The following is a 24,726-nucleotide window of genomic DNA, read 5'->3' as shown; positions in this document are numbered from 1 at the left end:
CGTCAGGCTTACAGGTCTGCCGCGGCCTGCCGCAGTCCGGTGTAATTTCACGGGCTCAGCCAAGCTCCTCCAGCTCCAGCCGCAGGCCGGTCACTCCCTCCAGCAGGGCCGCTTTCAGGGGGATGCTCTCCATCTCCCCGGGGGCCGCTTTGGGCCTGAGGACGGAATGGATGGTCTTTCCGTCGGATATGATTTTAATCTTCACGTTCCGGTATCTGTCCGCCACTCTGAAGAACAGCGTGGTATCCCTGCGCCTGGTTATCCTCTGCGGGACGGTATAACGTATTTTCCCGTCCGTTGTAATGGATATGTCTGTCTGCACTGGAATATCCGTCTCCGCGTAAGCGCCGCGTCCCTCCCCTGTCTCCTCCCGGATGGACCGGATGAATTCCGCGGCGCTCTCTCCGGCGATGGCGGCTTCATCGGACACGAAGTCCACCAGGTCGTGGACATGGAGCACATTGCCGCAGGCGAAGATGCCCGGCACGGAGGTCTGCCTGTCCTGGTCCACCAGCGCCCCGCCTGTGACGGCATCCATCCGGATCCCGGCCTGGAGGGACAGCTCGTTCTCCGGAATCAGGCCCACGGACAGAAGCAGCGTGTCGCAGGGGATATATTCCCTGGTCTCCGCTATGGGACGGCGGTTTTCGTCCACTCTGGCGATGGTGACGCCCTCCAGCCTTTTGTCTCCGTGGATGTCCACCACCGTGTGGCTGAGCTTAAGAGGAATGTCAAAGTCGTTGAGGCACTGCTCAATGTTCCTGGCAAGGCCGCCGGAATAGGGCATCAGCTCGCAGACTGCCTTCACCCTGGCACCCTCCAGGGTCATGCGCCTGGCCATGATCAGGCCGATGTCCCCGGACCCTAAGATGACCACGCTCTTTCCGGGGAGATATCCCTTGCGGTTCACCAGCTTCTGGGCAGTGCCGGCGCTGTAGATGCCCGCCGGGCGGGTGCCGGGGATGTTCAGGGCTCCTCTGGGCCGCTCCCTGCAGCCCATGGCCAGGATGATGGCCCCGGCCTCTATGGTGAAGATGCCTTCCTCCTCATTGGTGGCCGTGATCAGCCTGTCGGGGGAGACGGACAGCACCATGGTGTTCAGTTTCACGGGGATGCCCAGCTCCCGCACCTGTTTTTCATATCTCCAGGCGTACTCCGGGCCTGTCAGCTCCTCGCCGAAGCGGTGCAGGCCGAAGCCGTTGTGGATGCACTGCTGCAGGATGCCGCCCAGCTGCCCGTCCCGCTCCAGGATCAATATGTCTCTGATGCCGTTCTCATATGCGGCCACTGCCGCGCTCATCCCGGCGGGGCCGCCTCCGATGATAACCAAGTCCGTCATTTGCTTCCGTCTCCTTTGCCGCTCTTGTGCCGTTTCCTGTGGTCCTTTTTCCGGTCATGCCGTGGGCCCTGTGCCGCTTAGATTTGCAGACGCCATGCTTTTGACGCTTCAGCCTGCGCACGAAAGAGGTGTGCTATTCGCCCTCCCGGGGGCTTGGAAAATCTTTGCACACTTTTGTCCTGCAGATGTTGATCTCAGAGCCTTTGCCGGACTTAGTGACCTCCTCATAGGGAATCCCCAGCTCCCGGGAGAGGATTTCCATGAGGTAGGGCATGCAGAAGCCTCCCTGGCACCGGCCCATCTGGGCCCTGGTGCGGCGCTTGATGCCGTCCAGGTCGCGGGCAGGCGGGTTCCGGCGGATCGCCTCCAGGATTTCCCCCTCGGTCACGGTCTCGCAGCGGCAGACTACGCGTCCATAGGCTTTGTCCCGGCGAATCATCTCGTTCTTCTCCTCCGGGGAGGCGTTACGGAATGCGTACACGGGTTTCCGGAGGGGCTGATAGTCCGCTTTCCGGTTCAGGGCAAGCCCCTGTGCCGCCAGCATCTCAGCCACGTACTCCGCTATGGCGGGGGCGGCGGTGAGCCCCGGGGACTCGATCCCCGCCACATTGATGAAGCCGGGCCCGGGGGAGTCGATGATGAAGTCCCCCGTATTCCCCGCGGCCCGCAGCCCCGTGAAGGAAGTGATGACCTTGCCCTGTGGCAGGGCTTCCACGTTCTCCCGGGCCCTGGCCATGATCTGCTCCAGGCCCTCCCGGGTGGTGGCCCTGTCCTCCTTGTCCTCCCCGTCCACGGAGGTCGGCCCCAGGAGCAGATTGCCGTCCACCGTGGGGGTGATCAGGATGCCCTTGCCCTGTCTGGAAGGGGTGCGGAAGATGGTGTGGGACACCAGGCCGCCGCACGCTCTGTCCAGCAGCAGGTACTCGCCCCGGCGGGGATGGATCCGGATGGAGTCGTCCCCCGCCAGCCTCGCGATTTCATCCGCGTAGATCCCCGCGGCGTTCACCACGTACCGGGCCCGGACGCTGCGGGGGGAGGGCTCCCCTGAATCCTTCCCATTGCCAGCCGTCTCCGGCAAGGCTTCCTTCCCCGCTTTTTTGTCCCTTTCCTCTTCGGGGCAGACGGCCCCTTTGCCGCCGTCTCCCTCCCTGCCCCTTCCCTCCCGGCAGACGGAGGAAATCGTGTATCCGTCCTGGTTTTTCTCGATATGCCCCACCTGAAAATCCAGGAACAGCTCCGCGCCGTTGTCCATGGCGTTGCCCACGGCGGCGATGGCCAGCTCATAGGGGCAGACGATCGCCCCTGTGGGCGCATGGAGGGCGCAGGTCACGGCCCGGGACAGGCCCGGCTCCAGCCGCCTGGCCTCCTCCCCGTCTATGACCCGCAGCTCCTCCACGCCGTTTGCCACGCCCCGGGCGTAGAGCTTTTCGATGGTCTCCCTGTCCTCGTCCCCGAAGCCTATGACCATGGAGCCGTTCCTGCGGTAAGGCACTCCTAACTCCCTGGCAAGCCGCTCCATCATCCGGGAGCCCCGGACGTTCAGCTTGGCTTTCAGGGTCCCCTCCAGGGCGTCGTATCCGGCGTGGGCGATGCCGGAGTTGGCCCGGGTAGCGCCCATGGCCACATCGTGCTCCTTTTCCAGGATGCATATCTTCAAGTCGTATGCCGCCAGCGTCCTGGCCAGCAGTCCCCCTGCCACGCCTGCGCCGATGATCGCTACATCGTACATATCGTCCATGCCTTTCTCCCGTTTTGTGAAAACCTTTTTGTGTCAATATTGTACCATGTATGCCGCGTCTTTACTATTATAAATTTATAAACTTTACGAATCCTCTTTTCATGCAGGCCTGCAAAACCGCGGGACGGCTGACGGGGCAAAGGCCTTACAGGTTCCTCCGCTCCAGCCTGTCCAGGATGCCGTCCACATCCACGCCGGGGTGGGTGGCGTACATCCGGCAGATCTGCTCCACCAGGGCCGGGTCCGCCCCTGTCCTGGCAGCGATGTCCGGCACGGGCCTTCCGGCGTCCATGTCCCTCATCACAAGCTTTACCAGCTTATGCATGTCCCGCTCCGATAATGACTGCCCCGGCTCCCCGGCAGACTGCGCAGAGGGAGACGAGGACGGCGCAGGGGACGATGCGGGCGGCGCAGGGGATGACGCGGACGGCGCAGGGGGCGATGCGGGCGATGCAGGGGATGACGCGGACGGCGCAGGAGGCGACGCGGACGGCAGCGGCAGGTCAATCCGCTGCACGGCGATTTCATGCGTCCCGGGGTACAGGGTGAGGATCATCATGGTCAGGGGCAGCCTGAATCTCCGGCGGCCGCAGCTACCGGGGTTGAGGTAATAGGTCCCGCCTTCTCTGCCCTCCTGGTATTTATGGGAGTGCCCGCATATTACAATATCGTAATCGGAAAGGTTCCGGCGAATCTGCCTCCTGTTATGTATCATATAGAACCGGAAGCCGTACAGCTCTGCGGTAAGCTCCCCGGGCAGCCCTCCGGCCCAGTCCGCGTCCGCGTTGCCCGCCACGGCATAGACGGGGCGAAGGGCCTGCAGGCGGCGGAGGATTTCGGGATTGTCCATGTCCCCGCCGTGGAAGACGGCCTCGCAGGCCTCTATATGCTGCACCACCTCCGGCCGCAGGATGCCGTGGGTATCCGATATGACTGCGATGGGATGGGATTCCATTGTTCTGCCTCCTCATGAGCGCGGCGGGACGGATGCCGTGCCACTGCACAGTCCGGGTGCGCCGCTCTCTGCTTTTTTCTTTATTGTACCATCTTTCCATCGGAACATAAAGGTCGGTGCCAGAAAGATTTTCATGGGCACCAGAAAGGGGAATGTCCATTCATATGCGGTTTTGATATCCATGCGGATCCGGCTTATCCGGGGCACAGAGAGGACCGGTGACAAGCTTCCGCTCAATCGCCGGCCCTCTCTTCCGCCATTATTCCCTTCCTCTCTCCCGGGCCTCCCGTCAGTTCTGCATCAGGATATGCTCCCCCTCCGCCAGCGGATACCTGGCCAGCGCGCTGCCCTCCAGGTCTTCCCGGTACATGTCCACCGCGGAAATCTGGCGGTTCCCGTATGTGGTGTAATAATAGATGCCCCTGTCCGCGTTGCAGCATGAGGTGTAGATGGTAATCTCATACTTCCCTTCCTCCGCCTCGGAGCAGCCCCGCTGCTGCTCCACCGCCCCCAGGATGTGGAAGAACTGGCTGACGCTCTCGGACTCCGAATCCCCGGAGACAGCGTTCAACTTCACGAAGGCCGCCCGGGCAAAGCGGGACTGGGACGACAGGTCTCCGGGAAGTCCGAAGGCCCCCATCCCCAGGCTATGGGGCTCCAGAGAGAGCCTGTCCGAGAACAGGTTTCTGGGGGCCCTCGGGGACAGCTGCATATAATTGGCCAGCCGGGACATCTGCTCCGGGAAGGGCGGATTGTTGGCCAGGACGCCTACGGGATTGTCGTATATCTTCAGGCCCTCCCTCACGGCCTCCACCGCCACGGATCCTTCCCTGTCCGCGATCAGCCAGTGGAGCTGGGCCACGGGAAGCCTTTCGCTGAACGCCGTGTCGGTGAGGTTGGTCCGGGCCAGCAGCTTTCTGGCCTCCCTCACATCCGCGCAATGCCCCAGGATCCAGGGGATGAACTCGAACTGGGCCACGTTCTCCCTGCCCGGCGTCTCCTTTCCGTAGACCGCGTTGCCCACGAAGTTCAGCCCCGCCATGCCCAGGCCCTTTTCGTTTACAGCATCGTAATACAACGGCTGCCCCTCCTCCATATGGGCCATGCCGATCATGGCGTAATGGTTTTCCGGAGACTTCGCCCCGCGGAAACCCAGGGGATAGTTCCGGGGCGTCACCACGACCTCCTCCCCGTAGGAGAAATAATAGTCCAGAGTGCGCCCGAAGTAGAAATCCTTTGTCCGATAAGTCGCTGCTGTGCACATAGCCGTCACCTCCGTGATTTTCCTGGCAGTTCCCTATTATCGTATCCGCGGCCGGGCTGTATTATACCGCCGAAGGCACAGGTCGGCAAAACAGTCCCCTGCGGCCTGGGTCAGCCTTGCCCGCCGTGATGCGCGTCCGCGAACCTCTTGTCTTTCCCCCACATTTGTGGTAGAGTGTAAAATCATCGGGCAAGATTGGAATATAATCGGAAGATAAGGAGAAGACAATGATCCAGAAGCCTCAGAAAAGCAGTTTTCAGAAAAACAGACATCTGATTCCATATATCCTGCTGGCGGCCTCCCTCTTCGCCATGTTCTGCATGGTCACGGAGCCCACCCGGGACGATTTCTACTATCAGAGCATACCGGCGGGCAGCCCCAAGGAAGTGTTGGATTTCCTGCGGATGCTGTATTTCAACTGGTCTTCCAGGATGGTGACGGAGCCGCTGGTGCTGCTGTTGGTGAATCTGGACATGACGGTGTGGCGGGTATTCTGCGTGGCGAACATCCTGGGCATCGCCCTGTCCGTCCGGTACCTTCTGGGCATTCGTAATTCAGTGTGGAAAAATTCGGTATTGTGTATGTTGGTGGGGGCTTTCCCTTTTTCCTACTATGCCAGCGCCGGGTGGATCACCACCACGGCCATCTACCTGATATCCATCTCCCTGGGCCTGGTGGCGCTGTACCCCCTGCGCAGGCTCCTGGACGGGAAGAAAAGCGCCTGGTGGGAGAACGCCCTGTTCATCCTCTCGGCTGTGCTTTCCTGCAACCACGAGCAGGTGGGGGCGGTAGTGCTGGGGGTCTATCTGTGCTCCTGCGCCTACTGCGCCGTGCTCCGCAGGAAAGTCTCCCGGATGCAGATATGCCAGATCGTGATTGCCGCCGCCAGCATCCTCTTCGTCCTCACCTGCCCCGGGGACACGGTCAGGGTGGAGACAGAGATCCAGACCTGGCTGCCGGAATACGCGGACTGGACCGTCCCGGAGAAGCTGCTTCGCGGCGTCTTCCACGCCGTGGACTATTATTTTTATACCGCCGGAATCAATTTCTTCGCCTTCGCCCTGGTCTTCCTGCTGGCGCTGGCCCTGTTCCTGAGCCCCGGGAAAAAGCCGCAGAAGGCCCTGGCCCTGGGCGGGGCCCTGTGGCTGTGCCTGGCGGTGGGGACCATCCTGCTGCAGAGGCTCGGGCTGCTGGCCAAGGACATGCTCTTCCCCTGGGAGGAGTACGGCGTCAATATGCTGTCCAGGGGCGTGGACGTGGCCCGGGCCGCCACGGCTCTGCTATTGCTGTTCCTGCTTTTCGTGGAGCTGTTCTGGCTCTTCGGGAACAGACCTTCCTTCTGGGCAGGGGCCATGTTCCTGGCGGCGGGCTTCGGGTCGGCGGCCGTGCTGGGCTTTTCCCCCACGATCTACGCCTCGGGGAACAGGGTGTTCTCCATTTTCATCTACGCGACGATAGTGCTTATATGCCATATCGTCAACCAGGTCTTCGCGGATACCTGCGGCAGGCGGGAGCGCCTGGCCCTGTTGGCGGCGGGCGCCTTCTCCCTGGCCTCCACCGCAAAGAACATATGGCTGGTGGCGGGCGCGTGACCGCGGCTGTCCGGCGATTCAGCCGCCGGAGCGCCTGCAGAACATTGCGGAAAGAAACCCTATCGCCAGCAGGTACAGCCCGCAGGACAGGAGCGACAGGACCTGCTGGGCGTATAGATGTATTCCCATGAATTTATTGCCGTTTTCCTGAATATGCGTCACCAGCGGGCTTGCCAGCAGCGTGGTGGCGAACCCGCATATCCCGGCCACCACCTGCGTCACTGCCAGGGCATCCGCCCTTTTTGGCGCGTCCACATAGTCGAACACCACGTTCATGGCCGCGTTTCCGATCCCCGCCATGGCGACGGCATAGCAGATGTAATACGTGGTAAAGAACAGCTTCCCGTTCTCCGGCACCGTGAACACATTGATGAGGCACCCCACCGCCGCCACGGCCATGCAGGCCCGCATCATCCGCGCGAAGGAGCGTTTGTCCGCATAGGCCCCCCACACAAAGGAGAACAGGATCCGGACAGTGCTGTACAGGATCCCCAGCACGGACACATATTTCAGCCCGAATCCCAGCTCCTTGATCTGGTAGCTTCCGTAGAAGGGCACCGCCACATAGTTGGCCGCGTGCCAGATGACCAGCACCGCCGTCACCCGCAGGACGTTCCTGTCCCTGAAGATGGCGAACCGACCACCCCGGCCGGTTCCGGAGGAGGCCCCTCCCCGCTCTTCCTGCTCTTCCCCCTCCTCCTTCTCCGCGGCCAGAGCCATGGTCAGGGCATGGAGCACCGTCAGCCCGAAGATCACCGCGGCGCAGATGGCAAAGGATTTCCGAATCTGCCCTATGCCTCTGTAGTAATCCGACATGGAGCCCATCACATAGGAGAAGACCATTCCCGTCAGCAGAGACACCATCTCCTTCACGGAGGTATACCTGCCCCTGCTGCCGTCCTCCACCATGGACATGAACCAGTCGATCTTCTTCGGATGCACGATGTTGTACAGGAAGTAGGCCAGTGTGACGGCCCCTATGAACAGGGCGGTCTTCCACCCCGTGGGCAGCCCTGTCAGCGGTATCACGTACAGGCACATGAAGACCAGCTGGTTCATCACGCTGAACAGGACCACCCTCCTCTTAATGTTTTTCCGCATAAAAATAGACAATAATTGGAATGCCTGTCCCAGGGAGATGATGGCCGAGATGACTCCCGTCAGGCTGTCAGAGATTCCAAGCTGGGCCGTCACCGCCGCCAGGAAGGAGCCCGACACCAACAGCGAGATGAAATATTCAAAGTCCGCCTGCAATATGTAGAGAATCCGTGTCCTTCTGTGCTTATCCATAACCAGACCGCCTCATGACCGCTTCCTGCGGGGATAGAATTTCCGATTTCAGGTCTCCGCCACGAAGCCCGCGAAAGAGAAGGGCTCCATCTCCGACAGATATACCCGGTTCCCCTCCAGCCGTCCCCGGCAGTTCAGGAACCGGATGCCCCGGCAGGCATGCTCCAGCTCCACCACCGGCTCATAGATGCCGTCCGGGCAGATGTTCCACAGCCCCACCGCCAGCTCCCTCTCATCCTGCTTGCACAGAAGATAGAGGTCCGGATTCCCCAGAGAGCACGCGGGCAGCGCCCTGCCTGCGAGCCGCCCCACGGCCTTCACCAACTGCCTGGCGCGGCTGTAGGACCGGTACATGTTCTCATTGTTGAAATAGGCGTCGAAGGCGAATACCCAGAAGCGGTGCCCCTCCCCGTTCTCGTAGAAGAACGCCCCGGGGGCCTTCTTCTCCTGCCCGTCCTCCATATAGGCAATGGAACTGTCCACCTCCGCCCGCTCGTCCAGCTCCATCACATGGGCCTTATACGCGCCGTACACATATTCTTCCTCTCCGTCAAAATATTCTCCGTTTATCGTTATTTTCTTGACAAATTTACATATCCCCGTATCAATCCCCCGCTCCCCCAGCAGCCTGGCCGCCTCCGCGTCTATGATGACGCCCCGGCGCAGCGCGCTGTCGGAGACCATTTTGATATTCTCCCCGAAGGCGATGCCGCAGACACCCTCGCCCTCATATACCGTGGGCAGGGAATTGTCGGCCAGCATCCTGGCGGCGATGGGAAAGAAGGCGTTCTCCACATCGCAGCTCCCCGCCTTTTCCTCGGGGATCACCATGTCCGCGAATTTCTTCATGGACTCGTACACCCTGACGCCCCGGGCCTCCTTCCCCGCGAAAGCCTCCTCTATGGCGGCGTACAGCCCCTTATTCCTGCAGTGCCTCTCCACATAGCCCTTCTCGTAATCTGGGTGCAGATAATAGGTCATCACGTATTTCAATATCCCGTCCACGGTGCCGTCCGCCCGCAGCGCCATGTCGAAGAGCTCCAGGTAGCTGGCCGGGGTCTTGTGCCGCAGCCTGGGGCAGCTGTCCCCCTCACCGATGATCTCGATCCCCTCGCCGCACCAGCTGCGCTCCATCCTGCTCAGCTCGATCACATGCTGGAGGCGGTTCCCCCAGTACCGCTCCGGGGCCCAGTAGGGCGCGCCGATCAGGCGCAGGAAGGGCTGGGTGTCCCCCGCCAGGAGCCTGCTGACGGATGCCGCGTCGATGCCGTCATTGTCCCAGAGGGACATGCAGGCGCAGACCCCCAGCCTGACCTTCGGATTCACCCAATCCACATGAGCCCGCATCTCCCTGGCGAACAGCTCCAGGCTCTGGCCGTTCACCGCAAGGTAGGCGTCCCGGTAGGGATTCCTTCCCCCGGAGAAGGCCTTCTCCCGCAGCCTGTCCGCGGTCAGCTCCTCCCCCAGGATCTCCCCCATCTTCCGCAGATGCCTCTCGCAGGCGCAGCCCATGCCAGTTCTGAAGCCATATCTGTAGTCGTCATCAAAGAGGATGATGTCCACCCCCGTACCGGCCAGATCCTCCAGATATTCCCCGGCAAACTGCCGGAACCTCTCGTCCAGGGGACAGCACCCCTTCTGGGGCAGAGGCCCTCCCTCCAGGGACTCCATCAGCGTGAAGTCGTGCTCCCCCTCCACCGTGAAGGTCCACAGCCACACCCCTGTCTCCAGCCCGTTCTCATGGAAGAACCTGCTGTTCTCCTCCAGCATCCCCAGCTCCCGGGCCCTCTCCGCCCTGTCCGTGACATAGGTGTCGATGCTCAGGAATACCCTTTCCGCCCCCATTCTCCTCAACAGGTTCAGGATAGTCTCCTTTCCCACCTTCTGCACCATTCCGTTCCTCACCGGCACTGATAGTCTGTACATATGCTCCTCCTTTTCGGCCCGTTCAGGCCTCTTCGTCCCTCTCCTGTTCCCTCTTCCGGTAATCGGCGGCATTCATGCCGAATTTGTCCTTGAAGCATCTGCGGAAGCTGGACACGCTCTCATACCCCACTGCCTTCGCTATGTCCTTGACGCTGTCCTGGGTTGTCCTCAGAAGCCCTGCTGCCCGCTCCATCCTGATCATGGTCAGGTATTCGATATAGGACAGCCCCAGGCGGCTGCGGAACACCTTGCTGACATAGGTCTTGCCGATTCCGCCCGCGGCAGCCACCTCCTCGAAGGTGAGGTCGCTGCGGCTGTAGTTCTCCCCGATGTAGCGGATCATCCTGGTGAACTTGTCCCCGTCCTTCTTCACCAGCTGGGCCTTCAGAACCTTCATCACCGTCCGGGTGTATGTCTTCTCATCCCCCGCATCCATGTTCAGGCACTCCTTTAAGCAGACTTTTTCCTCCGGGCCGCCCCTGTCCAGATATTCCACCAGGCGGCTCAAAACGGCGTATCTGGCATACAGGCCGTTCTCCCGGGAGCACTCCTGCGCCGCGCTGCCCTCCATCATGTGCCAGAACAGCCCTATGGCCTCCTGGAAGTCCCGCTCCGCCAGCGCCCCCGAGAATTTCTCCAAAGCGGAGGCGTCCGGCAGGAAGCATCCCGCCTCCTGCATCATATCCTCCCAGCAGCCGCAAAAGTCCCTGCCCGCCCCGGCCAGCACATGCTCCAGGGTCCTCACCGCCTCCCCGTAGGCGCAGTCTATCATCATGGGCTCCTCATAGACCCGGCTCATGCCGATGTGCACCCCGCTAAGGCCCTGCTGGTGCAGACATTTCCTGATCTCCCCGGCCATCCCCTGTCTGCGGATCCGGTTCTCGTCCCGGGCCTGGATCTCGCACAGGAACACCTTGGCCTGAAGACCCTCCCGGGCCACATAAGCCTGCAGGCAGTCCTGCAGCATGGACGGAACCCCCGGCCCTATGGGCGACCCGGCGCTCACCGCGCAGACGAAGAAGCTGTCCGGAACCCCTTTCAGGCCCAGCTTCCGGAATACCGTGTCCAGCTCCGAGCAGCCCACCATGCCGTGGAAGATCATATGCGCGGTCTTCTCCAGCAACTGCGCGTCCCCCTCCAGCACCCGCTTTTCCAGCAGCCTGGCGTCCTCCAGCCCGCTTCTGATGATGTGCTCCAGGGAGCTGTAGATGCTGTTCGTGGGGAAAGCTCTGCCCGGATTCCCGCCTGCGATGTCCTCCAGGTATCTGATCTCTTCCATGCGGCGCCTGTTCAGCCGCCGGGAGATGGCCGCCGACAGCGAGATCCCGGCGATGATCAGCGCCATATTGACGGCCTGCATCCGGTACAGGCCGCTGCGCATGTCCCCGGAGGACTTCCTGTGGTAGAGCCTTACGGCGAAGCCGAATCCCTCCATGGTCTTCTCTATGACGCTGTACCGCCCGCTTTGGAGCCTGCCCTCCCACTCCTCTTCTGACAGTACTGTCATTTTCCCGGAATCGTCGCAGCCCATGGCCACGATGCTGCCGTTCCTGTCCTCCAGCTGATACCACTGCTCCCCGTCCAGGGGCTGCAGCAGCTCCCCCACCTGCTCGAAGGGCAGCACGAAGTGGATGGAGACATGCCCGTCTTCCAGTTGGCGCGTCACATAGCTGTACATCAGGTAGCCCTTCCTCACCACGGCGTCCTGCTGGAACAGAAGGGTCAGCGAATCCTCCGGGCACTCGATGGCCGCCAGGCCCTGGAGGACGCTCTCCTCCCCGCAGTTCAGATTGGAGGCGAAGTGGACCCTCTTGCTGGACAGCCCCATGGAGGAAAATGCGTACTCCGTGCCCTTGCACAGGAACACGTCCTTGATCCGGCTGTCGAAATACCGCTTCATGCGCAGCAGCTCGATTCCCTGCCTGGTCTGCTGGGGCGTGGCGTCTATCCGGTAGGGCAGCAGCTCCCAGCGCTCGGACAGCAGTATGCTCTCCTCATTGTACATGGAATAATAGGTCTCCAGCCTGGTCACGGCATTGTCCGCCTGGCTCCGGAGGTCCTCCTGCCCCATCCGCCTCATCTCCATGACGATAAGGGTGAACATGATGATGCTCACCGATAAAACGGGAACAATCAGACAGAAGTTCGTCCAAAAAAGCTTTTTAGAAAATCTACTCCGCAGCAGCATCCGCCTCTCCTCCAATTGCTCCAGTATATCACGGGGATTGCCTTTCCGTAAAGCCAGGGCGGCCCTCATGGGAATCCGCCCTGGGCCTGCCGCTTAATTTCCCAGATATCTGTCGTATGCCGCCTGTTCGATCTCAAGCAGCCTCTCCAGGCCTATCTTGTCCAGCTCCGCCAGGTAGGCGTCCCAGCCCGCGTCTATGTCCGTCTCGCCGGTTATGAACTGGACCTTGGCCGTCACCAGGTAGTTGTACACGTCCGTGTAGAGGGTGCTGCGCTCTCCCAGCTCTTCCGCGGTGTACTTCACGCTAGGATAGACATATATGACCTCCACTCCCTCTTCCCTTATGGCAAGCTCCCTCAACAGGCTTGTTCCGCCCATCTCGTAAATCGCGTCAGAATGCAGCTCTTCCCATGTCATCTCTTTCATGACCTCTGCCAGGCCGCCCTTCCTGTCCACCTGATAGATGGGGAAGACATTGGCCGCAATGACCCTCTGGGCATAAAAATCATTGACATCGTCAAAGCCCGCGGCCTCAGCATATGGCTCATAGTCTATTTTCAGCACCCCGTCCTCCTCCACCAGGTCAAACGACACGCCCTCGTATCCGCTTATGGCCGAGATGGCCCCCTCATAGGTAAACAGATAGTCCACAAATCTGGCAACCTCCTCCGGATGCTCCGTATCCGCGCTGGCAGCTATGTGGTATTTATTGTACGCACGGTTGTAGATGACATTCGTCTGCACGGGATTGTACTCGGTAGTGAATCCGTTCACAACAATCCAGTCTTTCACATCTCCCGGCAGGGAAGACCATGTCTGCCAATATCCCACCTTGTCATCCTGATGCTTCGCGTCCACCTCGCTGTATGTGGTGACGAAGGCATCCACGTTCATCAGCCCCTCCTCGTACAGCTTGCGCATGAAGTGGAGATACGCTTTATAATTCTCCGTGGTGTCCCCAAGCACTATAGCATTGTCGTCCTGCGGCATCAGATAATATGCTTCGCTTTGCCCAAAAATGCCAAATGACCATAGAATCGGCATATCCGGCCAGAAGACAGTGTCCGCTCGCCCCATGGGGATTTCATCTGTAGGGTCGCCATTGCCGTTGGCATCCTGTTCCTTAAACGCCTTCAGCACATTGTAGAACTCCTCCAGCGTCTTGGGCTCCTCCAGGTTCAGGTTGTCCAGCCATTTTTTAGACAGGTAAATAGGGCGGACCATGCTGTATTCCGAGCTGGCCGTCAATGTGGAGAACGCGTAGATGCTCCCGTTCTCGCTGGTAATCGTGGCCTCATATTCCGGGTATTCCTCCATCCGTTTCTTCAAGTTGGGCATGATGTCAAGATATTGGCTGAAATCCAAAAGGTATCCGTCCTTTCCATATTTCTCCACATCTATGGAACTCATGTCGGCGTATGCAATCAAATCCGGCATCTCATCGGAGGCCATCATCAGCGTCAGCTTGGAGGGCCACTGCTCCAGGTCATAGGCGCTCACATCGAAGCGGATGCCCAGCCGTTTTTCGTATTCCTTGAACTGATCCGTGGAGGCGAAGTCCGTGGTGTACTGTCCGGCCACATAGCGCGCCGCAAGGCTCAGGGTGATGGTATCCTCGGATATCCTGCCGAATTCCTCGGATCCCTCCCCGGCTCCGCTCCCCGCTGCCTCGCCCTCCGCACCGCTGTCTTCTCCGGCCTGGGCCGCGTCCTGGCCATCCTCCGCGGCGCTATCCTGTTCCCCCTCGGATTCCGCAGCCGGGCTTTCCTTGCCCTCGCTGGCCTGGCTGCCCTTCTGGTCCGCCGCCTGGCTCCCGCCGCTTCCCCCGTCCTGTCCGCAGCCCGTAAACAGGGTGCACATCATGGCGGCAGTCAGAAGCACGCTCAACATACTCTTTCTTCTCTTCATCGTAGCTCCTCCATTCTCATCCTTCTGAATCGCTTTTCCTTTGATTTCCCTTGTGTTTCTCTTCTTTTCTCCCACTTTTTGCTTCTTTTGGCTACTATTATCTCTTTTTGGCTCTCTTTACCTTTCTTCGCCTCTCTTTACCTCTATTTGCTTCTCTTTTCCTTTCTTTTCCTTTCTTTTCCCCTCTTTACCTCTCTTCGCCTCTATTTAACTTTCTTCTCCTCTCTTTGCCTCCTTTTGAGCCTGTCCCCCTTCCCGAATCCCCCTCCGGTCGCCCGGGCTCCAAACCTGCTGCCCTCTTCCTCCTTCCTACCCTTTTATGGAACCGATCATCACGCCCTTCTCAAAAAACTTCTGTAATTTCGGATAAATCAGCATCATGGGCAGCGTGGCCACGATGATCACGCAATATTTCACCAGGTTCGCAGACTTTGCCGCCTCCTGCAGAATCCTAATCTGCTCCTGGGTCATTTCCACATTGTCATTGACCTGGTTCATCACCTTGCTGTCCAGCAGAATCTCCCGCAGGAACATCTGCAATGGATATTTCTTCCTGTCATCCAGATAGATCATGGCGTTAAAATAGGAATTCCAGTGCCCCACCCCGTAGTACAGCCCCATCACCGCCACGATGGCCTTGGACAGGGGCATGACGATCCTGGAGAAGATGCCAAAGTCGCTGCAGCCGTCTATCCTGGCCGCGTCCGTCAGCTCCCCGGGAATCGTATTGGCGAAGAATGTCCGGGCCACAATCATATTGTAGACGGAAAGCGCGCCGTCGATGATCATAATCAGCCTGGTGTTCACCAGCCCGAAAGATTTCATGTTCAGGTATCCCGGAATCAGCCCCCCGCCCACATACATGGTGACCATGAACACCACCATCAGGCCGCCACGCCCCACCAGGTCCTCCCTGGACAGCGCGTAGGCGCAGGGCAGCGTCACCGCCAGGTTCAGCAGAGTGCCCGCCACGGTATACAGCACCGTATTGGCATACCCCATCCAGATCTCCTTGTACTGGAACACGAATTCATAGCCCTCCAGTGTGAACCCTATGGGCCACAGCACCAGCTCTCCTGCCATGACCGCGTCCGGATCGCTGAAGGAAGAACTAATCACGTACAGAATCGGATACAGCTCCACACAGAAGAACAGGAACAGAATCACCGTCACGCAAATCTGGAAGAAATTGCTCCCGCTCATGTACCGTCTCAATGCTTTCATATCATTTCCACCCCTTCCCCGGATTTGCTCCTTTTAAAACAGTCCCGTCTTCGCGACTTTTTTCGACAATTGGTTGGCGGATATCAGGATGATGCAGTTGACCACCGTATTGAACAGCCCCGCCGCGGTGGAGAAGGAGAAATCCGACTGCACCAGCCCCACCTTGTACACATAGGTGGATATGATCTCCGAACCGGTGAGATTGCTGCTGGTCTGGAGCAGGTACGCCTTCTCATACCCCACGCTGAGCAGGGAGCCGCACTGCAGGATGAGCATCACCAGAATCGTGGGCAGAATCACCGGCAGGTTCACATGCCATATCTTCTGCAGACGCGTGGCCCCGTCCATGTCCGCCGCCTCCAGGAGGGACTTGTCCACGCCGGACAGCGCCGCAAAATAGATGACGGAGCTCCAGCCCGTGCCCTGCCAGACCCCGCTGAGCACGTACACCCATTTGAACAGCCCTGCCTCCTGCATGAAGAACACGGACTCCATCCCCAGGGCGTTCAGCAGCTTGTTGACCACACCGGTGGTGGGGCTTAAGAACATGGCCACCATGCCGCACATGACCACCATGGAGATGAAATGGGGCGCATAGGAGAATGTCTGCACCATGCTCCTGAATTTATTGCTCCTGACTTCATTCAGGAGCAGAGCCAGTATAATCGGAATGGGGAATCCTATCACCAGGCTCAGCAGGCTGATCGTCAGCGTATTCTTTAAGATGATAGGAAACCAATAGGAGCTGAACAGCCTCTCGAAATTCTTGAAGCCCACCCAGGGGCTGGCCAGTATCCCCTTTTTCATGCTGAAGTCCTTGAATGCGATCAGGATGCCGTACATAGGCTTGTACGCGAACAGCACTATGTACACCAGCGCCGGCAGCATGAGCACATAGAGCTGCCAGCATCTGCCAATCCGCCTGAGGGCACCCGCCTTTCCCTTTCTCTTCCCTTTCACCATCCCATGCCTCCTCCAATCTCTGTTTTTTGATGGATCCATATTAGCAAACAAATTTGACTATCTCAAGGCCCAATATTTGGCCGCTCCACCGCATTCTGTACAAAAAATCGGCCTATTTCGCCATTTTTCCGCCATTTTCCCCTGTCCCACTGCAACTTCTGCACCCCTGGCAGCGGAGGGAGGGCCAAAATTGTATGGCGGCATCCGATGACCGCATCCACAAAAAGGGGATTCCTTCCCACCTGTTTTGTGCTATAATGATTTTACAAAAAAGCCTGTGGCGGACAGGGAAAACGAAAGGAAGCACAATCATGAGCGATATCATGCAATTCTCCGACAGAGCGGAATTCAGGCAGTGGCTCTCCGACAACTGCAGATCGGGCGCCGGGGTCTGGCTCCTATTCGGCAAAGCAGGCGGGCCGAAGACGCTTGGGGCCGGGGAAGCCCTGGAGGAGGCCCTCTGCTTCGGGTGGATCGACGGCCGGATGCAGAGCATAGACGACACTGCCTATCGGAAATATTTCTCCCCGCGCAGGGAGAAGAGCAAGTGGTCGGAGAAGAACAAGGCCCTGGCGGCAAAGCTGGAGGAGCAGGGCCTCATGACGGATTTCGGCAGGGAGAAGATCGCAGAGGCCAAGCGAAGCGGCCAGTGGGACGCGCCCAGGCCCGCGGCAATCACGGAGGAGGAAATCGCGCAGCTTTCCGCGGTGCTGGAGGGCTACGAGCCCGCCTACACGAATTTCCAGGCCATGTCCCTGTCGGTAAAGAAGACCTACACCCGGGCGTATCTCGACGCGAAGACAGATGCCGGGCGGGAAAAACGGATCGCCTGGATGGTGGACAGGCTCAACCGGAACCTGAAGCCAATGTAGCCGCCGATAGCAGATGCATGCGCCACAGTCTGCGCCAATCAGGCAATGGTATCAAATCCTGAAACAGGGAGATTCCCATGGACAGAATCCTTATCATAGAAGACGATTCCCTGATACGGGAGGAGCTGGAGACCCTCCTCTCCAATCAGGGCTATACGGCAGCCAGCGTCACCGATTTCCGGGACGTCGCCCGGCAGGTGCGGGAGATTTCCCCGGACCTGATCCTGCTGGACATCAGCCTGCCGGGGCAGGACGGCTATCAGCTCTGCACTGCCATCCGCAGCTTTTCCACCGTGCCCATCCTGTTCCTCACAGGCCGGGACACTGCCATGGATGAGCTCCAGGCCCTGACTTTGGGCGGGGACGACTATGTCTCCAAGCCCTACAACATCCCCGTGCTGCTGGCCAGGATCGGCCTGCTGCTGCGCCGCCGCACCCCCGCCGGGGCACAGCCCTGTCCCATGGAGCACAGAGGCATCCGGCTGGACACCCTGGCGGGTACGCTTTCCAAAGGCGGCAGGGACATCGACCTGACCAGAACGGAGCTGAAGATCATGTATCTGCTCTTCCGGCATCCGGGGGAGATTGTGCCCAGAGCGGACATCATAGAATACCTGTGGGACAATGAGATCCACACCGACGACAACACCCTGAGCGTGAACGTCATGCGCCTGCGGGAGAAGCTGCGGGCGCTGGGGGAGGAGGATTTCATCCAGACCAGGAGGGGGATGGGGTATCAAATCTAAACGTCCATAAGGAATCCGGGAATGCCAGATACAGGCATCTTTCCGGGCAGATATGGCTTCAGGGGTTCTGCGGGGATGAGAGGCAGGGGATATGAATATACGATTTTCCGATTATATTGACGACATCAAAGGAGTCCTTCTGGTATGTTTTTCCGCGGCCCTGTTCTTCACGCTCATCCTGGCCGCTTTCGGCATGGGCACGGCGCGGCTTGCGCTGCTTTGGACCTGCTTCTGCCTCATCCTCTTCCTCACCCTGATCTGCTGCTGGCGCAGGAAGCGGAACCGCCTCTCCTATCTGGGGGATGTCCTGGACGGGCTGGATTCCAAATACCTGCTGGCAGAAATCGCCGACGCGCCGGATTCCGCGCTGGAAGAGGCTTACTTCCGGCTGCTGCGGACAGCCCTGAAATCCATGACGGACGAGGTGGCTGCCTCCAGGCGCCAGACCCGGGAATACCAGGAATTCCTGGAGCAGTGGGTGCATGAGATCAAGCTGCCTGTGACGGGCATCCAGCTACTGTGCGAGAACAACAAGACGGAGGTCACCCGGAAGATCCTGGCCCAGACCCAGCGCATCGGGCAGGATGTGGAAAAGGTGCTGTTCTACGCCCGCCTGGGCGCGGCGGAGAAGGACTGCCTCATCCGGGAGATTTCCCTGCGGGACTGCGTCATGGACGTGCTGGCCCGGAACAGGCAGCTTCTCATGGAAAGCGGCGCCAGCATCCATACGGAGCGCCTTTCCCACACCGTGCGCTCCGACTCCAGATGGCTGGCCTTCCTGCTGACCCAACTGATCTCCAACAGCCTGAAATACCGCGGCGACAGGGCTCCCGTCCTGGACATCGCCTCCCGGGAGGCGGAGGGCTGCGTGGAGCTGACCGTCACGGACAACGGGCTGGGCATCCGGCCAAGCGAGCTTCCCCGCATCTTCGACAAGGGCTTCGTGGGTAGCAACGGCCGGGGCGCAGGCTCCGCCGGGGCCACGGGCATGGGGCTGTACCTCTGCGCCGGGCTCTGCCAGCGGCTGGGCATCGGGATTGCGGCGGAATCGGACTGGAACCGGTCCACATCCGTCCGCCTTTATTTCTCTGATACGCCCTGCAAAGAAGGGCAATGATATGCTAAAACTTATAGTTTATCCCGCTCTGCCTGAGAATCGCATTTGCGGTATGCCGTGACTTGATTTTCGTATCGACGGTCACATGCCGTCCTGAAATGGGGCTGTACCAGATATCATGGTCGCCTTTCCCATGTCTAAGGAAGGTGCATCCATTCTGTGACAGGATATTGCGCACCCTTTTTTCATATTCAGCCATTCACGACCATCCTTTCACGGCGCTCTGACCGGAACGTCAGGGAAAGGGGCTGTGCAGCGCCCGCATTCAGCTCCAGAAGCTCAGGCACCGCAAACCTTGTACGTTCCAACAGCGCGTCAAACGATCCCGATTCCAGAACAAGGCCGGGTATATCGTTGCTGGTGGCAATCCATACACCGGCTTCATCGTCCCATGCGAAATCAATAACATAATCCATGGTGAATACCTCCTCTTTTATATGGTATGGTTATAACATACCGCAGGCTGCAACCAAACTTAAGAAACATAAAAAGAATCATCCTACTCGTAGATGCACTGTGCTATAATGCACTTAATAACGGTATCTGTGTACCACTCTATCGGGAACAAAATTCCCCTGCAAGCATTCATACGAGAAGATAATCCTATGAGCATTATTTTAGAACATTTCCAGAATAAAATCAATGGCACTTTTTCTTTTTTTATTACCTTTTTTGTTACGATTCCGAAATTGAACTGTGCCTGCGTCCGCCGGAATCGGCAAACCGCATTATATACCGCCGCATTCCACTCCGACACACAGCACCATATCCTTTGCCAGCACATCAGGCAGGGCGCATTTCTCCCAGGTCCGTGTCCGGTCTATGACCCTGCATTCCCTGATTCTACAGATTTTATGTCCCGCGTTCTTCCCATCCTCCAGAACAGCCTTCAGGCGGATGTCCTCTCCCGAAAGGTTCGCAATCATCACATATCCTTCCCCCTTTTCCCTGGCAGCTACCACGTACACATCTTCTCTGTCGCTGGCTGCGGCCACCTGCTGCCCCAGCCGATAGAGCTGTCCGAACCCAAGGAAGGAATAATATGCCGGGAAAGGCTCTGCTGTCAGGGGATGGAACAGTCCGCCATAGACAGAGACACCGTACCTGGCATCATAAAACATAGCGCTGTCCAGGGAGGAATCCTGTAATCCCAGCAGCATGGCGGCAGTTACAGCCGCATGCCGGGACGTTCCCCGCATCCCCACCTCACAGTTCCACTCATTTAAGGTGTGCTCCGTATGTACAAATCCCTCCTCGTCCAGTCTCCTCCTTGCATATTCCGCATAGAACAGGTTGGCCTGTACACCGTCATAGCTATGCCAGGAAAAAAAGTCCAGAGGGCAGTCATTCTCCTTCACATAGGCCAGAAATCCCTCAAAGAAAGTGAGGAAGTACTCCATCCTGGGGGACGACGCGGCCTCTGCCACCGCCTCCTTCCTCCCCCGGGCCGCATAGAATCCACAGCTCCCATACCCGCCGATCTTCAGATGGGGGAACCGCTCCTTGAGGTACCTGGAGGCGACCCCGTACAGCGCGTAGAACTGTTCTTTGGTCCCCCGCCACATCTGGTTCTCCGGCACCTCCTCATAATTATCCGGCTCATTCCAGATTTCCCAGTACCGGATGTCGTAAGCAAAGCCGTCGGCCCAGCCCTGGGTATAATGACGGATGATTCCCTCACAAATCTGCGCCCATTTCAGGTTATCCTTCGGCGGATCCAGGCGGTAGGCCTTCTTCATGCATTCATTTTCAATGGAGACCCCCAGCCGGAAGAAAGGTTCCACTCCGCTCTCCACCAGAGCCGTGATCAGCAGGTCCGTGAACACGAAATCATAGGATGCCGGGTCAAAGGGATCCGCGTCAAAGTCCCGGAACAGGTTCGGCACATCCACGTAGCGCCCGCCTCCCAGGAATCCTCCCACATCATGGAGCCTGGAGAAGGGAATCCCCGCCTCCTCCAGATAATGGAACATATCAAAATCCGTCCCGTAAAAGGGCGGCTGTCCCACCCCATGTACCGGCTTTATCTTCCCTTCCTTCCGGGAAAAATCCACCGTTATCTTCACTGTGTCTGTCGATAGGTTCATGCTTCCCCCTTCTATCATCCTTTTATGGATCCCACCATGACCCCTTTCACGAAATATTTCTGTACAAAGGGATACACAACCAGCATGGGCACCGTAGCCACGATGATGGAACTGTATTTCAGCGTCTGTGCCAGATAGAGCTTGGCCTGCATCTCCTCCGGGCTCAGGCTGCCTCCCGTGACCCTGGTGACGGAATTGTTCACCAGAAGGTCGCGCATAAAGGACTGCAGGGGACGCAGCGCTTGGTCGTTGATGTATATCAGGGCGCTGTAGTAATCATTCCAGTGCCCCACCATATAGTACAGCGCAATCACGGCGAGCACGGGCTTTGACAGGGGCAGCACCACCCGCGCCAGATACTGCATGGGCCCGGCCCCGTCCAGGGTGGACGCCTCCTCCAGGCTCACCGGGATGCTGTTGCAGAAATAGGCCCGCACGATCAGCATATTGTATACCGACAGCGCATTGGGAATCATCATGGCCCAGATGGTATTGGTCATGTGCAGCCCCCGCACCACCAGGTAGCTGGGAATCAGCCCGCCCCCGAAATACATGGTAACCAGGGCAATCGCCATGATAATCTTCTTAGGCATGAACTTCCTGCGGGACAGGGGATACGCCAGGCAGATGGTGATAAAGAGGTTAATCAGGGTTCCGGCCACCGTATAGAATATGGTGTTGCGGTATCCGATCCATATCTGTCTGTATTTCACGATTGCCCTATAGGATTCCAGGGTGATTCCTTTGGGGAACAGAATCACTTCTCCCCGGTACACTGCCCCCGGATCGCTGAAGGACGCAATCACCACGAACCACAGAGGCCAGGCGAACACCAGCAGCATCACAATCATGAGAACCAGGTTCACCACATCGAAGGTCCTGTCCACGCTGAGCCGCATTTTGAAGACGTTTTGGTCTTTTGTAATTTTTCCGCTCATCCTTACCCACCTCCTAAAACAGGCTCTCTTTGGTCAGGCGCTTGCACAGCTGGTTCGCCGCGACCAGCAGAAGCAGATTGATGACAGAGTTGAACAGCCCCACTGCCGTGGAATATCCATAGTCGGTGTTGATCAGTCCCACTCTGTATACATAGGTGGAGATTACCTCCGACTCACTCATGTTCAAGTCATTCTGCAGCAGGAATACCTTCTCGAATCCCACCCCCATCAGGGAGCCGATCTGCAGAATCAGCAGCATGATAATGGTAGGCTTGATGGAGGGCAGATCCACGTACCAAATCCGCTGGAGCTTATTGGCCCCGTCCACAATGGCCGCCTCATGAAGCTGATAGTCCACACCGGCCAGGGCAGAGATATAAATGATGGAGGACCATCCCATGCCCTGCCATACACTGGTCCACACATAGATATCCTTGAAATAGGCCGGCGTCCCCATGAAATTCACCCCATCCATCCCCAAAAGCCGCAGCAGCTGGTTCACCGCCCCGGTATCCTTGTCCAGGAATATGATAATCATGCCGCACATGACCACCGTGGAAATGAAATAAGGGGCATAGGACACCATCTGCACAGTCTTCTTCAGCCTCCTGTGCCTGAGATAATTCAGGAACAGCGCAAAGACAATCGGAATAGGGAACCCAACCACCAGGCTGTATACATTGATGGAGATGGTATTCCATAGAATCGTTCCGAAGGAATAGCTCTTAAAAAACCGTTCAAAATTCTTGAAACCAATCCAGGGACTGCCCCATATTCCCAGTTTTGCCTTGAACGTCTTGAAGGCAAGCTGGATGCCGCTCATGGGCACATAGCAGAACACAATCAGCCATACCAGGGGAATCAGCACCATCAGATAGATGGTCCAATTATCCCGAAGGTCAATGCGCAGCCTCTTAAAAAAGAGGCTACGCTGTACTGTCATATTTTTCTTTTTCGCTTTTCCCATATCCTATTATATCCCTATTTCTTCATCTCCTGGTACTTGGAATTGTACATTTCCGCATACTTGCCAGCGCCCATTTCTTCCATCTTAGCCAGGTAGCCCTCCCAAGTGCTGTCCAAGTCCTTGAGCCCGGTAATCACCTCTGCCTGGTACTGCCATGCATAGTTGAACAGGTCTGCCGTGATGGTTCCCGCCTCAGCCTGCTCCGCCTCGGTAAGCTGGATCCTGGGGAAAGGCTTCGCGGCCAGCTGCGCTACCCTGGTGCCTTCCAGTCCGCCGGATACACTGTTGCCCTCGCGGAACTTCTTCTCTGCGTAGAAGTCCGGCACCAGCCCCGGGCAATGGGCATATCCCTGCAGGATATAGGCATCCCGCACCTCCATCTCCTCGCTGCCCGCGTCTCCGTCCAGAATCCACTCCCAGAGTCCGTCATCTCTCCACCGGAAACTCTCACCTTCTATTCCAAGCTGCATCAGGATGCCGCCCTCTTCGGAGTAGAAGTAGTCCGCCCACGCACAGACAAGCGCCGGATCCTCGCATGCATCCGTGATGCACAGGCCCCCTTCGGTGATGCCGGAGGTGGTGCTCAGGCTGTTGTCCCCCCAGGGATCCATGACCTTGTAGTCATAACCTTCCGCCAGATCCGCGCCCACTGTCTCAGAGGGCGACCATCCCAGGAACAGGCCGTAGACATCATCAGGGCCGGTAGCATACTGTTTGTCCGGCGTGGCCTGGAAAGCATCGTCGTTCATCAGGCCTTCCTCGTAGAACTTATGCATCCAGTACAGATAGTCGTACCAGTCGTCATTTGCCATGGAATACACAATCTCATCTTCGTCATTCACCGCACAGAAGGAATTCATGTCCACCGGCAGGTCGTATCCAAACAGATAAAAAGGAAGCAGTGCCGTGTTGGCCACATAGGGAATCTCATCGGCCTCTCCGTTGCCATTGGGATCCTTCTCCTTGAAAGCTTTCAGGACCTCATACAGGGTTTCCCAGCTGTTCGGCTCTTCCATCCCCACTTTATCCAGCCACCGCACATTGATCCACATAAGGATATTCTGCAGCCCCGGCTGGTCAATGAAGGGGAGGCTGTAAATATGTCCGTCAGCGGAAGTGATCTCATTCCACGCATCCCTCTCATCCAGCACGGCCTTCAGGTTAGGCATATTCTCCTGAATCAAATCCTCCAGCGGAAGCAAGATACCTTCCATCCCATATTTTGCAATGTCGTCACTTCCAATGCCGGATTTGTACAGTACATCCTGATAGTCCCCCGTATTGAGGACTACCCCCCGCTGCTCCTGAAGATCCGTAGCGCTGCAGGACGTCACCTCCCAGCTCACGTTGGTAAGCTCCGCCATTTTCCGGAACGCCGCATTGTCAGGGAGTTCTGTTCCGGTAGTGGTGGCAGACACAGCGAACATGCTCATTGTCACAGGCTCCTTCAGAGGAAAGGCAATCTCGGTGTCTGTCTGAGCCGCGCCGCTGTCATCGGCCTTTTCGTCTCCATTGCCGCATCCCGCAAATGTTGCTGCTGTCAATGCGAATGCCATTAAAAGCGCCATCGTTCTTTTTCTCTTCATAATTTACCTCCAATCCCGTTGCAGGA

Annotated in this window: 20 protein-coding genes; 4 read left to right on the top strand and 16 right to left on the bottom strand. The window is 58.2% G+C overall.

Annotation, left to right across the window (positions count from 1 at the left end; translation table 11 throughout):
- Positions 1-55: 55 nt before the first annotated feature.
- The 4 genes from Q2B33_RS05830 to bsh all read right to left on the bottom strand — a co-directional run bounded on the left by Q2B33_RS05830 (position 56) and on the right by bsh (position 5,296).
- Positions 56-1,339, bottom strand: coding sequence for an NAD(P)/FAD-dependent oxidoreductase (locus tag Q2B33_RS05830; RefSeq protein WP_300573385.1), 1,284 nt, complete (start codon positions 1,337-1,339; stop codon positions 56-58).
- 133 nt (positions 1,340-1,472) lie between these two features.
- The gene (locus Q2B33_RS05825; protein WP_300573382.1) at positions 1,473-3,077 is read right to left on the bottom strand and encodes an NAD(P)/FAD-dependent oxidoreductase; all 1,605 of its coding nucleotides are present in this window, start codon (positions 3,075-3,077) and stop codon (positions 1,473-1,475) included.
- A 145-nt stretch (positions 3,078-3,222) separates the two neighbouring features.
- A complete protein-coding gene (locus Q2B33_RS05820; protein WP_300573379.1) occupies positions 3,223-4,032 on the bottom strand; it encodes a metallophosphoesterase family protein in 810 nt (269 codons plus the stop codon).
- A gap of 289 nt (positions 4,033-4,321) precedes the next feature.
- Entirely contained in the window at positions 4,322-5,296 is a 975-nt protein-coding gene (gene bsh, locus Q2B33_RS05815; protein ID WP_300573376.1) for a choloylglycine hydrolase, read from the bottom strand.
- A 227-nt stretch (positions 5,297-5,523) separates the two neighbouring features.
- Here bsh and Q2B33_RS05810 point away from each other — a divergent pair, with 227 nt between their 5' ends.
- Positions 5,524-6,888: a DUF6056 family protein gene (locus Q2B33_RS05810; RefSeq protein WP_300573373.1), complete on the top strand. Its 1,365-nt coding sequence runs from the start codon at positions 5,524-5,526 to the stop codon at positions 6,886-6,888.
- 18 nt (positions 6,889-6,906) lie between these two features.
- On the opposite strand, the gene Q2B33_RS05805 is transcribed toward Q2B33_RS05810, so the two are convergent.
- The 6 genes from Q2B33_RS05805 to Q2B33_RS05780 all read right to left on the bottom strand — a co-directional run bounded on the left by Q2B33_RS05805 (position 6,907) and on the right by Q2B33_RS05780 (position 16,387).
- Positions 6,907-8,178 carry an MFS transporter gene (locus tag Q2B33_RS05805; RefSeq protein WP_300573370.1) on the bottom strand — a complete coding sequence of 424 codons (1,272 nt, stop codon included), beginning with the start codon at positions 8,176-8,178 and terminating at the stop codon, positions 6,907-6,909.
- Positions 8,179-8,226: 48 nt separating this feature from the next.
- Complete coding sequence (locus tag Q2B33_RS05800; RefSeq protein ID WP_300573367.1) at positions 8,227-10,104, bottom strand: hypothetical protein; 1,878 nt, start codon at positions 10,102-10,104, stop codon at positions 8,227-8,229.
- A 22-nt stretch (positions 10,105-10,126) separates the two neighbouring features.
- The gene (locus Q2B33_RS05795) at positions 10,127-12,220 is read right to left on the bottom strand and encodes a helix-turn-helix transcriptional regulator (RefSeq protein WP_300913893.1); all 2,094 of its coding nucleotides are present in this window, start codon (positions 12,218-12,220) and stop codon (positions 10,127-10,129) included.
- Positions 12,221-12,385: 165 nt separating this feature from the next.
- Entirely contained in the window at positions 12,386-14,200 is a 1,815-nt protein-coding gene (locus Q2B33_RS05790) for an extracellular solute-binding protein (protein ID WP_300573358.1), read from the bottom strand.
- A 309-nt stretch (positions 14,201-14,509) separates the two neighbouring features.
- The gene (locus Q2B33_RS05785) at positions 14,510-15,424 is read right to left on the bottom strand and encodes a carbohydrate ABC transporter permease (RefSeq protein ID WP_300573355.1); all 915 of its coding nucleotides are present in this window, start codon (positions 15,422-15,424) and stop codon (positions 14,510-14,512) included.
- 33 nt (positions 15,425-15,457) lie between these two features.
- Entirely contained in the window at positions 15,458-16,387 is a 930-nt protein-coding gene (locus Q2B33_RS05780; RefSeq protein WP_296471433.1) for a sugar ABC transporter permease, read from the bottom strand.
- A 311-nt stretch (positions 16,388-16,698) separates the two neighbouring features.
- Here Q2B33_RS05780 and Q2B33_RS05775 point away from each other — a divergent pair, with 311 nt between their 5' ends.
- The 3 genes from Q2B33_RS05775 (at position 16,699) to Q2B33_RS05765 (ending at position 19,122) form a co-directional block, all read left to right on the top strand.
- Positions 16,699-17,259 (top strand): YdeI family protein, encoded by a 561-nt coding sequence (locus tag Q2B33_RS05775; RefSeq protein WP_300573350.1) that lies wholly within the window; start codon positions 16,699-16,701, stop codon positions 17,257-17,259.
- A gap of 77 nt (positions 17,260-17,336) precedes the next feature.
- Positions 17,337-18,005 carry a response regulator transcription factor gene (locus tag Q2B33_RS05770; protein ID WP_300791344.1) on the top strand — a complete coding sequence of 223 codons (669 nt, stop codon included), beginning with the start codon at positions 17,337-17,339 and terminating at the stop codon, positions 18,003-18,005.
- Positions 18,006-18,096: 91 nt separating this feature from the next.
- The gene (locus Q2B33_RS05765) at positions 18,097-19,122 is read left to right on the top strand and encodes a HAMP domain-containing sensor histidine kinase (protein WP_300815052.1); all 1,026 of its coding nucleotides are present in this window, start codon (positions 18,097-18,099) and stop codon (positions 19,120-19,122) included.
- 4 nt (positions 19,123-19,126) lie between these two features.
- On the opposite strand, the gene Q2B33_RS24495 is transcribed toward Q2B33_RS05765, so the two are convergent.
- From Q2B33_RS24495 to Q2B33_RS05735, 6 genes are all read right to left on the bottom strand, one after another.
- Complete coding sequence (locus tag Q2B33_RS24495; RefSeq protein ID WP_296458163.1) at positions 19,127-19,321, bottom strand: type II toxin-antitoxin system HicA family toxin; 195 nt, start codon at positions 19,319-19,321, stop codon at positions 19,127-19,129.
- Positions 19,314-19,538, bottom strand: a complete 225-nt coding sequence (locus Q2B33_RS05755) for a DUF1902 domain-containing protein (RefSeq protein WP_296458161.1) — start codon at positions 19,536-19,538, stop codon at positions 19,314-19,316. Before Q2B33_RS05755 ends, Q2B33_RS24495 begins: the two co-directional genes overlap by 8 nt.
- A gap of 312 nt (positions 19,539-19,850) precedes the next feature.
- Positions 19,851-21,209, bottom strand: a complete 1,359-nt coding sequence (locus Q2B33_RS05750; protein ID WP_300573981.1) for a hypothetical protein — start codon at positions 21,207-21,209, stop codon at positions 19,851-19,853.
- 14 nt (positions 21,210-21,223) lie between these two features.
- Positions 21,224-22,147 (bottom strand): carbohydrate ABC transporter permease, encoded by a 924-nt coding sequence (locus Q2B33_RS05745; protein WP_300573984.1) that lies wholly within the window; start codon positions 22,145-22,147, stop codon positions 21,224-21,226.
- Positions 22,148-22,160: 13 nt separating this feature from the next.
- Positions 22,161-23,090, bottom strand: coding sequence for a sugar ABC transporter permease (locus Q2B33_RS05740; protein ID WP_300815053.1), 930 nt, complete (start codon positions 23,088-23,090; stop codon positions 22,161-22,163).
- A 38-nt stretch (positions 23,091-23,128) separates the two neighbouring features.
- Entirely contained in the window at positions 23,129-24,700 is a 1,572-nt protein-coding gene (locus Q2B33_RS05735; protein WP_300573990.1) for an extracellular solute-binding protein, read from the bottom strand.
- Between the last annotated feature and the right edge of the window lie 26 nt (positions 24,701-24,726).

This window comes from uncultured Acetatifactor sp., assembly GCF_948601915.1.
GTDB lineage: Bacteria > Bacillota > Clostridia > Lachnospirales > Lachnospiraceae > Acetatifactor.
The sequence above is the reverse complement of the archived record's forward strand: the minus strand, read 5'-3'. Positions and strand labels throughout refer to the sequence as shown.

Coding starts and splice junctions, on each gene's coding strand:
- Q2B33_RS05830 (WP_300573385.1), bottom strand. CDS start 1,339: ATGACGGACTTGGTTATCATCGGAGGCGGCCCCGCCGGGATGAGCGCG.
- Q2B33_RS05825 (WP_300573382.1), bottom strand. CDS start 3,077: ATGGACGATATGTACGATGTAGCGATCATCGGCGCAGGCGTGGCAGGG.
- Q2B33_RS05820 (WP_300573379.1), bottom strand. CDS start 4,032: ATGGAATCCCATCCCATCGCAGTCATATCGGATACCCACGGCATCCTG.
- bsh (WP_300573376.1), bottom strand. CDS start 5,296: ATGTGCACAGCAGCGACTTATCGGACAAAGGATTTCTACTTCGGGCGC.
- Q2B33_RS05810 (WP_300573373.1), top strand. CDS start 5,524: ATGATCCAGAAGCCTCAGAAAAGCAGTTTTCAGAAAAACAGACATCTG.
- Q2B33_RS05805 (WP_300573370.1), bottom strand. CDS start 8,178: ATGGATAAGCACAGAAGGACACGGATTCTCTACATATTGCAGGCGGAC.
- Q2B33_RS05800 (WP_300573367.1), bottom strand. CDS start 10,104: ATGTACAGACTATCAGTGCCGGTGAGGAACGGAATGGTGCAGAAGGTG.
- Q2B33_RS05790 (WP_300573358.1), bottom strand. CDS start 14,200: ATGAAGAGAAGAAAGAGTATGTTGAGCGTGCTTCTGACTGCCGCCATG.
- Q2B33_RS05785 (WP_300573355.1), bottom strand. CDS start 15,424: ATGAAAGCATTGAGACGGTACATGAGCGGGAGCAATTTCTTCCAGATT.
- Q2B33_RS05780 (WP_296471433.1), bottom strand. CDS start 16,387: ATGGTGAAAGGGAAGAGAAAGGGAAAGGCGGGTGCCCTCAGGCGGATT.
- Q2B33_RS05775 (WP_300573350.1), top strand. CDS start 16,699: ATGAGCGATATCATGCAATTCTCCGACAGAGCGGAATTCAGGCAGTGG.
- Q2B33_RS05770 (WP_300791344.1), top strand. CDS start 17,337: ATGGACAGAATCCTTATCATAGAAGACGATTCCCTGATACGGGAGGAG.
- Q2B33_RS05765 (WP_300815052.1), top strand. CDS start 18,097: ATGAATATACGATTTTCCGATTATATTGACGACATCAAAGGAGTCCTT.
- Q2B33_RS24495 (WP_296458163.1), bottom strand. CDS start 19,321: ATGGCTGAATATGAAAAAAGGGTGCGCAATATCCTGTCACAGAATGGA.
- Q2B33_RS05755 (WP_296458161.1), bottom strand. CDS start 19,538: ATGGATTATGTTATTGATTTCGCATGGGACGATGAAGCCGGTGTATGG.
- Q2B33_RS05750 (WP_300573981.1), bottom strand. CDS start 21,209: ATGAACCTATCGACAGACACAGTGAAGATAACGGTGGATTTTTCCCGG.
- Q2B33_RS05745 (WP_300573984.1), bottom strand. CDS start 22,147: ATGAGCGGAAAAATTACAAAAGACCAAAACGTCTTCAAAATGCGGCTC.
- Q2B33_RS05740 (WP_300815053.1), bottom strand. CDS start 23,090: ATGACAGTACAGCGTAGCCTCTTTTTTAAGAGGCTGCGCATTGACCTT.
- Q2B33_RS05735 (WP_300573990.1), bottom strand. CDS start 24,700: ATGAAGAGAAAAAGAACGATGGCGCTTTTAATGGCATTCGCATTGACA.